Annotated in this window: 13 protein-coding genes and 2 other annotated features; of the genes, 12 read left to right on the top strand and 1 reads right to left on the bottom strand. The window is 38.1% G+C overall.

Annotation, left to right across the window (positions count from 1 at the left end):
• Positions 1 to 3: 3 nt before the first annotated feature.
• The gene (gene hemL, locus CD126_RS10415; protein ID WP_103370466.1) at positions 4 to 1,293 is read left to right on the top strand and encodes a glutamate-1-semialdehyde 2,1-aminomutase; all 1,290 of its coding nucleotides are present in this window, start codon (positions 4 to 6) and stop codon (positions 1,291 to 1,293) included.
• Positions 1,294 to 1,558: 265 nt separating this feature from the next.
• Positions 1,559 to 2,623 (top strand): AbrB family transcriptional regulator, encoded by a 1,065-nt coding sequence (locus CD126_RS10410; RefSeq protein ID WP_103370465.1) that lies wholly within the window; start codon positions 1,559 to 1,561, stop codon positions 2,621 to 2,623.
• 205 nt (positions 2,624 to 2,828) lie between these two features.
• Here the strand turns inward: CD126_RS10410 and CD126_RS10405 are convergent, their stop codons facing one another.
• Positions 2,829 to 3,413: a DNA-3-methyladenine glycosylase I gene (locus CD126_RS10405; protein WP_103370464.1), complete on the bottom strand. Its 585-nt coding sequence runs from the start codon at positions 3,411 to 3,413 to the stop codon at positions 2,829 to 2,831.
• Positions 3,414 to 3,472: 59 nt separating this feature from the next.
• Positions 3,473 to 3,713 (top strand) — a binding site (T-box leader).
• Positions 3,714 to 3,757: 44 nt separating this feature from the next.
• Between CD126_RS10405 and CD126_RS10400 the strand changes: the two genes are divergently transcribed.
• From CD126_RS10400 to CD126_RS10360, 10 genes are all read left to right on the top strand, one after another.
• Positions 3,758 to 6,388 (top strand): valine--tRNA ligase, encoded by a 2,631-nt coding sequence (locus CD126_RS10400; RefSeq protein ID WP_049407327.1) that lies wholly within the window; start codon positions 3,758 to 3,760, stop codon positions 6,386 to 6,388.
• Positions 6,389 to 6,399: 11 nt separating this feature from the next.
• Positions 6,400 to 7,668, top strand: coding sequence for a bifunctional folylpolyglutamate synthase/dihydrofolate synthase (locus tag CD126_RS10395; protein ID WP_103370463.1), 1,269 nt, complete (start codon positions 6,400 to 6,402; stop codon positions 7,666 to 7,668).
• A gap of 216 nt (positions 7,669 to 7,884) precedes the next feature.
• A complete protein-coding gene (locus CD126_RS10390) occupies positions 7,885 to 8,586 on the top strand; it encodes a prepilin peptidase (RefSeq protein WP_103370462.1) in 702 nt (233 codons plus the stop codon).
• A complete protein-coding gene (gene radC, locus CD126_RS10385; RefSeq protein WP_103370461.1) occupies positions 8,583 to 9,263 on the top strand; it encodes a RadC family protein in 681 nt (226 codons plus the stop codon). Before CD126_RS10390 ends, radC begins: the two co-directional genes overlap by 4 nt.
• A 446-nt stretch (positions 9,264 to 9,709) precedes the next feature.
• Positions 9,710 to 10,168 carry a DUF4930 family protein gene (locus CD126_RS10380; RefSeq protein WP_049405500.1) on the top strand — a complete coding sequence of 153 codons (459 nt, stop codon included), beginning with the start codon at positions 9,710 to 9,712 and terminating at the stop codon, positions 10,166 to 10,168.
• 71 nt (positions 10,169 to 10,239) lie between these two features.
• Entirely contained in the window at positions 10,240 to 10,395 is a 156-nt protein-coding gene (locus CD126_RS12185; protein WP_002471526.1) for a hypothetical protein, read from the top strand.
• A 217-nt stretch (positions 10,396 to 10,612) separates the two neighbouring features.
• Positions 10,613 to 11,452, top strand: a complete 840-nt coding sequence (mreC, locus tag CD126_RS10375; protein WP_002471543.1) for a rod shape-determining protein MreC — start codon at positions 10,613 to 10,615, stop codon at positions 11,450 to 11,452.
• The gene (gene mreD / locus CD126_RS10370) at positions 11,452 to 11,976 is read left to right on the top strand and encodes a rod shape-determining protein MreD (protein ID WP_049405501.1); all 525 of its coding nucleotides are present in this window, start codon (positions 11,452 to 11,454) and stop codon (positions 11,974 to 11,976) included. Before mreC ends, mreD begins: the two co-directional genes overlap by 1 nt.
• A gap of 29 nt (positions 11,977 to 12,005) precedes the next feature.
• Positions 12,006 to 12,079: a sequence feature (ribosomal protein L21 leader region), on the top strand.
• A 12-nt stretch (positions 12,080 to 12,091) separates the two neighbouring features.
• The gene (gene rplU / locus CD126_RS10365; RefSeq protein ID WP_002471542.1) at positions 12,092 to 12,400 is read left to right on the top strand and encodes a 50S ribosomal protein L21; all 309 of its coding nucleotides are present in this window, start codon (positions 12,092 to 12,094) and stop codon (positions 12,398 to 12,400) included.
• A 2-nt stretch (positions 12,401 to 12,402) separates the two neighbouring features.
• Entirely contained in the window at positions 12,403 to 12,723 is a 321-nt protein-coding gene (locus CD126_RS10360) for a ribosomal-processing cysteine protease Prp (protein WP_002471537.1), read from the top strand.
• Positions 12,724 to 12,728: the final 5 nt, after the last annotated feature.

The raw sequence follows: 12,728 nt of genomic DNA, 5'->3' as shown, positions 1-12,728 counted from the left end.
ACGATGTCTCGTTACGCTAAATCAGAGCGCGCAATGGAAGAAGCTAAGCCGCTTATGCCAGGAGGCGTAAACAGCCCAGTGCGTGCATTCAACTCTGTAGATACACCAGCGATCTTCATGGATCATGGTGAAGGTTCCCATATCTATGATATTGATGGTAATGAATATATTGATTATGTTTTAAGTTGGGGGCCGCTCATTCTAGGTCATAAAAACCCACGTGTGATTGAGAAGTTACATGAAGCAGTAGATAAAGGTACAAGTTTCGGTTCTTCAACACTGCAAGAGAATAAACTCGCGCAACTCGTTATTGACCGAGTGCCATCTATTGAGAAAGTACGTATGGTTTCTTCTGGTACAGAAGCCACATTGGATACGTTACGTTTGGCTAGAGGTTACACTGGCCGTAACAAGATTATTAAATTTGAAGGTTGTTACCATGGTCACAGTGACTCACTTTTAATCAAAGCAGGATCAGGCGTAGCCACTTTAGGTCTACCTGACTCTCCAGGTGTGCCAGAAGGCATTGCTAAGAATACGATTACGGTTCCATATAATGACCTAGATGCTATTCAAACAGCATTCGAGAACTTTGGAGACGACATTGCTGGGGTCATCGTTGAACCGGTGGCAGGTAATATGGGTGTTGTACCTCCTCAAGAAGGTTTCCTACAAGGCCTACGTGATATTACTCAAGAATATGGTTCACTCTTGATCTTTGACGAGGTCATGACAGGTTTCCGCGTTGGATACAACTGTGCTCAAGGTTACTTTAATGTCACTCCTGACTTAACTTGCTTAGGTAAAGTTATTGGTGGTGGACTTCCAGTAGGTGCCTTTGGTGGTAAAAAAGAAATCATGGATCACATCGCCCCAGTAGGAGATATCTATCAAGCAGGTACACTTTCAGGTAACCCACTTGCGATGACGAGCGGTTATGAAACACTTAGTCAATTGACTCCAGAATCCTATGATCATTTCAATCATTTAGGTGATTTACTTGAAGAAGGTCTCAAAGAAGTGTTCGCAAAACACAATGTGCCAATTACTGTTAACCGTGCAGGTTCTATGATTGGTTACTTCTTAAACGAGGGACCTGTGACTAATTTCGATCAAGCGAATAAGAGTGACTTAGAACTCTTTGGACAAATGTATCGTGAAATGGCCAAAGAAGGTGTCTTCTTACCGCCATCTCAATTCGAAGGTACATTCTTATCTATGGCACATACAGAAGAAGATATTAAGCAAACAATTCAAGCCTTTGATACGGCATTAGGTCGCATTACAAAATAATAGTATAAGTTGATTTTAAGGGAATCGGATGTTGATAGCTTGAAAGTAAAATGATTTATTTTACTTATCACTTTAATCTATCATTATTCGGTTTCCTTATTTTTTATTATTAACAATCGAAATCATAACTTATACTTAGTGTGATTGTGCTAATTTGATAAGTTAGACTTATTTATATTGTATACGTCTCATTGCATTTTTGTTGCTACAGTGCGCGTTTTGTGTCACTTTTAAGGTAACAACAATAAGGGAAGTAGTGATAAGTATGAAACGTAATTGGTTAAATAATCTCATCGTATTACTGCTTGCTATTGTAATCAGTTTACTACTCAAAGCAGTTCATATGTTACTTCCGTTTATGTTCGGCCCGATTATTGCAGCATTGATCTGCGTCAAGCTGTTCAAGATGGAAGTCAAATGGCCATTTTGGATTAGCCAGCTCGGTTTAATCTTGCTCGGTGTACAAATTGGCTCAAGTTTTACCCAACGTGTTATCGGCGATATCAAAGATGATTGGCTTACTGTGGTATTGATATCGGTATTATTACTCGTCATCGCATTGATCGTTTCTATCTTCTTTAAGAAAATAGCTAAAGTGAATACAGAAACCGCTATTTTAAGTGTCATTCCTGGGGCTTTGAGTCAAATGCTACTCATGGCTGAAGAAGATAAGAATGCCAATATCATGGTGGTGAGTTTAACGCAGACATCACGTATCATCTTCGTAGTTATACTTGTTCCATTTATTTCTTATTTCACAAGTACATCAAGTGGACAGAAATCCAGTCAAGGCGCAGTGCAACCTGATTTTACGCAAGCGATTAATCTTCCAAATTTCTTAATACTCGTTGCAGCTATTGCGATCGTATATTTCATCATGGCTAAGATTAACTTTCCGACGAAACAAATGTTAGCGCCTATCGTCGTGTTAATCGCATGGAACTTAATTACAGGCATTACGTTCACTTTGGATAATTATCTCATTGCGGCAGCACAAGTGATGTATATGATTCGCATCGGTATTCAAATTTCGAAACTTGTTGATCAACTGAAGGGACGTATTGCAGTAGCAATTGCTTTCCAAAATATTATGCTTATCCTTGTAGCATTCGTGATGGTTTGCATTATAGGTTATGCCACACATCATCCAATTAACGATCTCTTCCTTGGAGCAGCTCCAGGTGGAATGAGTCAAATCATTCTCGTTGCGATGGAAACTGGGGCAGATGTAGCGATGATTTCGAGCTATAACATCTTCCGTGTATTCTTCATTTTATTCCTCATCGCTCCGTTGATTAATTATTATTTAAAATATCGGGCACGACGTTAGCTGATAGAGGGTAAAAGGAATAATGCAATACGAGAAATTGATTTACACCATAAGGTCAAGTACTAAATTTGAAATTTAAATTAAAGAATAAATGAAGGTGCACCCTAACAGTCATTCACTTTAATAGGGTGCACCTTTATTAAATTATGAGATTGTACGTCTTCCGAAATCGTCTCATGCTAATAGTTCAATCTATGCTTAAACCTTACAATTCTCTTTCAGGTTCAGTTAATCGATTCTTCGGATTATAAGGACAATCGACTAAATGACTATTATATAAACCCGCCGCTTCCAAAAATGAAAACACCGTCACTGGGCCTAAAAATTTGAATCCATAATGCTTTAAATCTTTCGAAAGCTGGGTCGCACGTTCGTCTACAGTAAGACGTTCTGAAGCTGAATGATAGTTCATATTAAGCGGTTGATGATCGACATACGACCATAAAAAATCACTAAAGCTATCATAATCTTGTTCAATTTGTAAATAACCACGTGCTTGCCCGATAATCGCTTCTAATTTCTTACGGTTATGAACAATATTTGGAAAGTCCATTAACTCGTCCACATCTTCATCAGTCATTTCCGCTATTTTCTCAGGGTCGAAGTCATAGAAAGCTTCCTCGTATGCTTCTTTCTTTTTTAAAATCGTTAACCAAGACAAACCGGCATGTTGCGACTCTAAAGCCAGCAACTTAAAGAGTTCAAGGCTGTCATAATGAGGTTGTTCCCAGTAATGATCATGATAGTCAATATATAGCGGATCAGTCGCATTGAAAGCACAAGCGTTCATAAATTTCCCTCCAGTACATTGACTTATTGTGCGTTCCATTATACTATAATTAAAGTAAATATAATAACGTAAGTGGGAAGAGTAACTACGACTTCATATTTCCAGAGAGTATACATGAGCTGAAAGTATACATATGAGTGTAGTGAAGGTAGCCCGATTAAACTTTAGTTGAAAGCGAATGTCGCCACTAGGCTAAAGCGTGAATTGAGCGTTAATCATGCAAACAAGTGCGTAAGTTATTGCGACGATACATCGTGACCTTACGAAGTTAGGTGGTACCACGGAAGATCCGTCCTATTATTAAGTTAATAGAACGGATTTTTTTACGTTAAGGAGGAAATGCTATGGAAATGAAACCTAAATATAATCCACGTGAAGTGGAGCAAGGCCGCTATGAAGAGTGGGTGAATAAAGGCTATTTCAGAGCGGCTGAAGATGATAAGAAAGAAACCTATACGATTGTAATTCCGCCCCCAAATGTTACGGGTAAACTGCATTTAGGCCACGCATGGGATACAACGCTACAGGACATTATTACGCGTATGAAACGTATGCAAGGTTATGACACATTATATTTACCAGGTATGGACCATGCGGGTATCGCGACACAATCTAAAGTTGAAGCGAAATTACGCGAGGAAGGAATTTCTCGTCATGATTTAGGCCGCGAGAAATTTTTAGAAAAAGCCTGGGCCTGGAAAGAAGAATATGCAACATTTATTCGTAAGCAGTGGGCGAAACTCGGCTTAGGTTTAGATTATAGCCGTGAGCGTTTCACTCTAGATGAAGGGCTCAGTAAAGCTGTGCGTAAAGTCTTCGTTGACTTGTACAATAAAGGCATTATTTATCGTGGTGAATACATCATCAACTGGGACCCTGAAGCGCAAACCGCGTTATCTGATATTGAAGTTATTCACGAAGATGTGCAAGGTAAGTTCTATCACTTCAAGTATCCTTACACAGACGGTGATGGCTACATCGAAATTGCGACGACGCGTCCAGAAACGATGCTCGGGGACACAGCAATTGTGGTTAATCCAAATGACGAGCGCTACCAAGACGTGATTGGTAAAACAGTAGTACTGCCAATCGTTAATCGTGAATTGCCTATTCTCGCTGACGAATACGTTGATATGGAGTTCGGTAGTGGGGCGATGAAAGTAACGCCAGCTCATGACCCTAACGACTTCGAAATTGGTAATCGTCACGATCTTGAACGTATTGTCGTGATGGACGAAGCAGGTAAAATGAATGCAGAAGCAGGTAAATACGAGGGCTTAGATCGTTTCGAATGTCGTAAACAACTCGTTGAAGATCTTAAAGCGGAAGACTTAGTGATTGATATCAAAGATCACGAACACTCTGTAGGTCATTCAGAACGTTCTGGTGCGGTTGTTGAACCTTACTTATCAACACAATGGTTCGTGAAGATGAAACCGCTCGCTGAACAAGCTTTAAATAACCAAGATACTGATAATCGTGTAAACTTCGTTCCACCACGTTTTGAAAAAACATTTAATCGTTGGATGGAAGAAATTCGTGATTGGACGATTTCTAGACAACTATGGTGGGGCCACCAAATTCCAGCTTGGTATCATAACGAAACGGGCGAACTTTATGTCGGTATGGATGCACCTGAAGATGCTGAGAACTGGACACAAGACGAAGATGTGCTCGACACATGGTTCTCTAGTGCATTGTGGCCATTCTCAACACTAGGCTGGCCTGATGTTAGTGATGAGGATTTCCAACGCTATTATCCAACAAATGCCTTAGTGACAGGTTACGATATCATCTTCTTCTGGGTTGCACGTATGATCTTCCAAGGTCTTGAGTTTACAGATCATCGCCCATTCAATGATGTGTTACTTCACGGTCTAGTACGAGCAGAAGATGGACGTAAGATGAGTAAATCTCTTGGTAACGGTGTGGATCCTATGGATGTAATCGATGAATATGGTGCAGATAGCTTAAGATACTTCCTAGCTACAGGATCTTCACCAGGTCAAGATTTACGTTATTCCACTGATAAAGTCGAATCAGTTTGGAACTTTATTAACAAGATTTGGAATGCAGCACGCTTCAGTATTATGAATATTGGTGACGACTTTAAAGTAGAAGATGTTGACTTATCAGGCAACTTATCTCTTGCAGACCAATGGATTCTTACTCGCTTAAACGAAACGATTCAAACTGTCACTCATTTAAGCGATAAATATGAATTTGGTGAAGTGGGTCGTGCGCTTTACAACTTTATTTGGGATGAGTTCTGTGACTGGTATATTGAAATGAGTAAAATCCCTATGAACAGTGATGATGAAGAGCAAAAACAAGTGACACGTTCAGTATTAACTTATGTGTTAGATAATACAATGCGCATGCTACATCCATTCATGCCTTTCGTTACTGAACAAATTTGGCAGAACCTCCCACATGTTGGCGAAACAATTGTGACTGCAAGTTGGCCAGAAGTTAAAGATGAGTTGACTTTTACAGAAAGTAAGGAAACAATGGAACAACTTGTAGAAATCATCAAATCTGTACGTCAATCTCGTCAAGAGGTGAATACGCCAATTTCTAAAGCCATTCCAATCTATATCCAAGCTAAAGATGAGAATATCAAATCTACGCTTGAAGCGAATGCAAACTATATTGATCGTTTCTGTCACCCTAGCGAGTTAGTCATTGAAACAACAATTGATATCCCTGAAAAAGCAATGACGTCCGTAACTACGGCAGGGGATGTCGTTCTTCCACTTGAAGGATTAATTGATATGGATAAAGAGATCGCACGTCTTGAGAAAGAATTAGACAAGTGGCAGAAAGAATTAGATCGCGTTAATGGCAAGTTAGCAAACGAGAACTTTGTCAATAAAGCACCAGAGAAGATTATTAACGAAGAGCGTCAGAAGAAAGAGAACTATCAAGATAAATATGATGGTGTGAAACTTAGAATCAAACAATTAAAATCGTAGGAGTCCTTATCATGAATTACCTAGATAGCTTATATTGGATACATGAAAGAACGAAATTTGGCATCAAGCCAGGTGTGAAACGTATGGAGTGGATGTTAGAGCGTTTAGGGCATCCTGAACGTCATATTCGTGGCATCCATGTAGGTGGGACGAACGGTAAAGGTTCAACGGTTGCTTACTTAAGAGCAGCTCTTAATGACAACGGCTACACAGTGGGGACCTTTACTTCTCCATTTATTGAAACCTTTAATGAACGTATTAGTATCGACGGGCAACCCATTGCTGATGACGCCATTGTTGACTTGGTTCAGAAAGTGAAACCTGTAAGTGAAGAGCTAGAACAAGAGACAGAACTCGGTACGGCGACTGAATTTGAAATTATTACCACAATGATGTATCTCTATTTCGGAGAACTTCATCCTGTTGATTTCGTCGTGATTGAAGCAGGACTCGGTGTGAAGAATGATTCAACGAACGTCTTTGATCCAATCTTGACGATTCTAACGAGTGTGGGTCTCGATCACACTGAAATTCTCGGCGATAGTTATACGGACATCGCTAAGGATAAAAGTGCGATCGTCAAACCTCACACGCCCGTGATTTACGCCGTGAAGAACGAAGCAGCTTTAAAAATTATGCGTGATCAAGTTGAACAGCTTGAGGCGAAAGGTATCGAGTTCGATCGTGATATCACAATTGTGTCTGAAGACGACGAATTCACTTATCGCTATAAAGATTATGAACTTGAAACGTTGGCGTTAAATATGGTCGGGGAGCATCAAAAAGAGAATGCTTCACTTGCGATTACCGCTTTGATTGAGTTGAACGAAGCGGGATACGTTAATCTTGATTTTAATAAAATGATTGACGGTATTGAACATGTGCAGTGGACAGGTCGTATTGAGCGTGTTCAAGATGAACCATTGATTATTATCGATGGGGCACATAATCGCGAGAGTGTTGATGCGTTGATTGATACGCTGCAACATTATTATCATATTGAAGATATTGATGTACTCTTCTCAGCAATTAAAGGCAAACCTATCGACGACATGGTCAGTCGACTAAAAGGAATTGCACGTCAGTTTTATGTGACTGATTTTGATTTTCCTAAAGCCTTGCCGAGTGAAGAGATTATAGAAGCGGTTCCAGGCGAGAACAAGCAAATTGTTGAGGATTACGTCAATTTTATTAAAAATTATCAAGATCAGGCCTTGCTCATTACAGGAAGTTTATATTTTATCAGTGAAGTGAAGTCTAAGATCGACTTTGAGGGTTAATAGATAGATCAGCTTCATCATCAACTGAGGTTTGGCAAAAAAATTTTAGTAGTGCTGTTTTCATTTTATTGGATGAAAATGGCACTACTTTTTTATGTTTGGTGAGCAATTAGGCGTATTTTCTATAATTTACTGTGATTTATTGTGTAATTTATAAAAAATATAAATTTGTTATTTAATATTAAGTCGTGCTATAATCGTTCCGAGGAGGTTCGCATGATTTCAGCTTTTATAATGTTACCTATACTGTTCAGTTTCTTGTATCAACTCTCTACTGAAGAACAACTATCGTTCAAATATCTACTTCAACGTTCTACTTGTGACCACTGTCATCAACCTTTAAAATTCTTTAATTTAGTTCCTATACTTAGTTTTTGTGTACAGAGAGGGAGAACCTCATGCTGTGGGGAACGATTATCTGTCTATTACCTTATTGGAGAATGCTCAGCTTTAGCTGGTGCTTTCTTACTTGCTCGGGAACTCCCGATTTCACACTCGCTATTTATCACACTTTTTTTGTTGTTACTCACTTCAGCTATAAGTGATCTCGCAAGCTTAACGATTTCACTCAATCTACTTTTTGTTTTTTTGTTGATGTGTGTCGTATTATTTCATTGTGATTGGCTTCAATTTTTAATAGTACTACTTATTTCTCACTTTTTATTTTTTATCTTTCGTTTCGGTATCGGTTATGGCGATATACTGTTAATCAATTTTCTCGCTTTATTTTTACCTTTTTATTTATTTACTTACATTTTATTATTTACTTTTGTTTTTGCAGGGCTATTTGCGATTATCGTCATCATTTGTGGCTACTACCGCCGACGCCTGATGATTCCACTTGTTCCTTTTATCTTTAGTGCCTTCTGCTTTGTAATGGCTACTTATTCTTATTTATTTGGAGGAGAATTATTATGAAAATCAAAGAACTCGCACCCACTGAAAAACCTCGTGAACGTTTATTACATTACGGGGCAGATAAACTATCACATACTGAATTACTGGCGATACTTTTAAACACAGGTAGAAAGGGTTACTCAAGCGTTGAAATCGCTGGAGAACTGTTGAAACAGACGAAATCTTTAAAGGCGTTAAAACAGTTATCGATTAATGAACTCATGGAAATTAAAGGAATAGGTATGTATAAAGCGATCATACTAAAAGCTGCCTTTGAGCTCGGTGAACGCATGCATTCGGCAGATACTTCTGAGAAATTTCAGATTAAGAGTCCGGAAGACGTGGCTAGATTTGCGATGGGACGCATGCAGCATCTTTCACAAGAACAATTTGTCGTTCTGTACTTGAATGCTAAAAATATTGTGATTAAACAAAAAGAAATCTTTCGCGGTACGCTTACTTCTTCAGTTGTGCATCCTAGAGAAGTGTTTAATGAAGCGGTAAAAATTGCTTGTAACTCTATTGTTGTACTGCACAATCATCCTTCAGGCGACGCAAGACCGTCAACTGAAGACATCGAAACCACGAAACGACTTATTCATTGTGGTGCGCTGTTAGGCATCGAACTCCTTGACCATGTCATCATAGGTGATAATCAGTTTACAAGTTTAGTTGAAGAGGGTTATTTGGAAGGGTAGTGGAAAGAAAATAGTATTATCATGCGTATAATTAAACAAAATAAACAGCCTATTTAAGAATCTATAACTAGTGCTTAAACAGACTGTCGAACCATAAATAATATATAATTATCGAACTGCAATACGTATATCTAATTTAGAAATTGATGGTAATTCTCGGAGATCCACAAGATACCTTGATAAATAAGATATATACACAATGCGAGAATACCCAGCGATATAATGAAACGTAATAAACGTATGCCGATTTTAAATAAGATGATTGCGAGGAAAACAATTAATATAATCGCAAGTACATTCATGTAGTTCACTCCTTTATAATATATTATAATAGTTGAAGACTCGTTGTGCATCGGTCTTGAGCAGTTGTTTATGTCGTGCTTAAGACGGATTTACTTTCATATCGTTTTAGGTATAATGAGTGTAATCATATAGGAGGGTGTCGCATGCGTTTTATCTTTTCAATTATTAAAAACATCATAGCAATTGTGCTTATTATAGCAATTGTTCTTGTCGCTTTAAAATACGCACCCTTCTTAAAAGACAAGGATTGGAACCCTGTGAATCATCATACGCCCTCTATGATTCAGAGTGATAATCCACCAGAACTTCAACACGGTGAACGGTATAGTCTAGAAAAGAATGATATTTTAAATAATGTCCCATTAAGTCAAACTAAAAATGTCTTCAACTGGATAGATAAGAAAGAGTTTATGTCTGTCACTGGCTTTTCTAAGATGGGATATAATGATGAGTTCCTCATCGGCCAGCGAGACGAGCAGTTCATTATGTATAAATTTGGTTCAGATGAGATGCGCGTCTATGCTACTGAAATTGAAATGAAACAAGATTTAAAGCAGCTCGGCCAAGATATTGAGCTCAAACCTGCTTCATGCTTTGAATAGAGTATTTGAAATACGCAATTAAATGCGTTAGCCTAATATTGTATTAAGCTAATAAAGGTTGGTGTCTAAGAATGAGTGAACAATCTAAAGCGAAAAAAGCGGATGAACAAGCAAAAGCTCAAAATTTATTCGCACGTTGGAGAAAAGACGAAACTTTATATAAAGAAGACGAAAAAGATAATGAGAAAGAAGAAACGGATTCAGACAATCAAAATAAAGATGACTAAAATAGCATAATAACGTCTTCGAATATGATTGCAAGGGTTTAGGTTGATGATGAAGTAACTTCAACTTAAACCCTTTCTTTGTATTTATTAATTCGAATCGTCAATCACTCTTCTCAAACTTCACGTAAACTTTAGACTTTGTACTTTATTTAGGAACACCATTTAGATAAAATAAATAAAGAACATTAAATTTCGGGTTATATTAGAGGTGTTTAGGTTGTCAAAGTTTTTCAAGAATAACAAGCTAGTGGTGATATTATGCTCTATCATCGTATTTATCGCCCTTATCGGCTTGTCTATACGTTCGCAGTCGCAATCTTCTGTTGAACAATACATAGGGGACTCATCATCAGCAGGGCAACGTATAGTCAGCTATCCTGTTCAATTTGTGGCAGGCTCAATCGGAAAGGTCTTCTCTGGAGATGAGTCTAAAGCAACTAAAAATAAAATCAAACAGCTCGAGGCTAAAAACGAAAGCCTAGAAGCTGAAAATAAAAAATATAAAAAAGAGTTAGATGTTGAAGATATTTCTAAATATGATCCTATTTCAAGTACTGTTATCGGACGAAATCCAGATCAATGGATGAACACGATCGTCATTAATAAAGGGGCAAAGGATGGCGTCAAAAATAATATGGCTGTCATGACTTCAGAGGGTCTTGTGGGTCGTATTACGAAAGTGAACCAATTCTCTTCACAAGTCGATCTCATCTCTACAAATACACGAAATAATCGTTTATCGGTAAATATTCAACATAAAGACACTAACGTCTTTGGATTAATCGATCATTATGATGATAAGACTGGAGAACTCGTGATTAGTGATATTAATAATAAAGATTCGGTCAAAAAAGGAGATAAGGTCGTTACAAGCGGACTCGCAGATCAGTTGCCTAGTAAGTTGTACATAGGTGAGGTAACGAAAGTGGAGAACGATGGCTACGGCTTAGCGAAACAAGTTCGTGTGAAGACAGGTTCAGAGCTTAGTGATCTTAATCATGTTTACGTGGCTAAACGTGAAGCGAGCTCAGCAGATAGCGAAAGTGGGGATAAGTAATGCGCGCGCTTTATTACTTCTTAATCGGTCTCTTACTTTTCTATATTGACGTCGCTATCAGTTTAGTTATCCCTATGCATATCGGTCACACAAGTATTATTTTCGTCCCACATCTCACGCTCATGTATTTAGTGATGATTTGTATTTATCGCGGTCTCAACGTAACTTTGATATTATCTATCATTATTGGCATCATTACAGATGTGACGATTGGTACGATTTATGGTATCTATCTATTTGGATACTTACTGCTTGTCGTGTTATTTGATCAGCTGTTCAAAGTATTCTATCGCGACAAGTCAATGCTGTTTATTTTGGTGTTACTCAGTACGTTAGGTTTTGAAATATTTTCAGCGATTATTTACGGTGTACTCGGTCTTATCGACTTTAACATTGTGTCGTTTATCTTTTTCCGTATCATACCAACCCTAATTCTCAACTTGATATTGCTGATTATTTTATTTCCGATCTTATACAAGTTTTTCAAAAAAATTCAACGTAAGATTGACAATCTACATGGGTAATGCTAAAATGCAGAAGTTGAGTAGTTTATAGCTACATACAACCGCTCGATTTCAGGTTTAAGTACAAGACTGTCACCTGAAATTGGCGTGACTTAGATTATAGGAGGTGCAAAGTATGTTTGCTATTATCGAAACAGGTGGAAAACAAATCAAAGTAGAAGAAGGTCAAGAAATCTTCGTTGAGAAATTAGATGCTAACGAAGGTGACTCATTCACATTTGATAAAGTCTTATTTGTAGGTGGAGACTCAGTTAAAGTTGGTGCGCCAACAGTTGATGGTGCTTCAGTTACAGCTACAGTTAACAAACAAGGCCGTGGCCGTAAGATCACTGTATTCACTTACAAACGTCGTAAAGACTCTAAACGTAAAAAAGGTCATCGTCAACCGTACACTAAATTAACTATCGACAAAATCAACGCTTAATTATGATTACTGTTGATATTTCTTTGAATGATGAAGGTCAAGTGACGGATGTAGTCATGGATGGTCATGCAGACCACGGCGAATATGGACATGATATCGTGTGTGCCGGTGCTTCTGCAGTCGTGTTCGGCAGTGTGAATGCCATCATGGGCTTAACAGCTGAACAACCTGACATTGATTACGATGATGATGGAGGACACTTCCACGTTCGAAGTGTTGATACGAATAATGAACAAGCTCAATTGATATTACAAGCGATGCTCGTTTCATTACAAACGATTGAAGAAGAATATCATGATAATATAAGATTAAATTATAAGTGAGGTGT

Source organism: Staphylococcus pettenkoferi (assembly GCF_002902685.1).
Classification (GTDB): Bacteria; Bacillota; Bacilli; order Staphylococcales; family Staphylococcaceae; genus Staphylococcus; species Staphylococcus pettenkoferi.
This window is presented reverse-complemented; position numbering and strand designations above follow the sequence as displayed.

What these genes read in the sequence shown, in the direction of transcription:
- rplU (WP_002471542.1), top strand. Translation starts at nt 12,092, where the DNA reads ATGTTTGCTATTATCGAAACAGGTGGAAAACAAATCAAAGTAGAAGAA.
- CD126_RS10380 (WP_049405500.1), top strand. Translation starts at nt 9,710, where the DNA reads ATGCGTTTTATCTTTTCAATTATTAAAAACATCATAGCAATTGTGCTT.
- CD126_RS10405 (WP_103370464.1), bottom strand. Translation starts at nt 3,413, where the DNA reads ATGAACGCTTGTGCTTTCAATGCGACTGATCCGCTATATATTGACTAT.
- CD126_RS10410 (WP_103370465.1), top strand. Translation starts at nt 1,559, where the DNA reads ATGAAACGTAATTGGTTAAATAATCTCATCGTATTACTGCTTGCTATT.
- CD126_RS10360 (WP_002471537.1), top strand. Translation starts at nt 12,403, where the DNA reads ATGATTACTGTTGATATTTCTTTGAATGATGAAGGTCAAGTGACGGAT.
- radC (WP_103370461.1), top strand. Translation starts at nt 8,583, where the DNA reads ATGAAAATCAAAGAACTCGCACCCACTGAAAAACCTCGTGAACGTTTA.
- hemL (WP_103370466.1), top strand. Translation starts at nt 4, where the DNA reads ATGTCTCGTTACGCTAAATCAGAGCGCGCAATGGAAGAAGCTAAGCCG.
- CD126_RS10395 (WP_103370463.1), top strand. Translation starts at nt 6,400, where the DNA reads ATGAATTACCTAGATAGCTTATATTGGATACATGAAAGAACGAAATTT.
- mreD (WP_049405501.1), top strand. Translation starts at nt 11,452, where the DNA reads ATGCGCGCGCTTTATTACTTCTTAATCGGTCTCTTACTTTTCTATATT.
- CD126_RS10400 (WP_049407327.1), top strand. Translation starts at nt 3,758, where the DNA reads ATGGAAATGAAACCTAAATATAATCCACGTGAAGTGGAGCAAGGCCGC.
- CD126_RS10390 (WP_103370462.1), top strand. Translation starts at nt 7,885, where the DNA reads ATGATTTCAGCTTTTATAATGTTACCTATACTGTTCAGTTTCTTGTAT.
- CD126_RS12185 (WP_002471526.1), top strand. Translation starts at nt 10,240, where the DNA reads ATGAGTGAACAATCTAAAGCGAAAAAAGCGGATGAACAAGCAAAAGCT.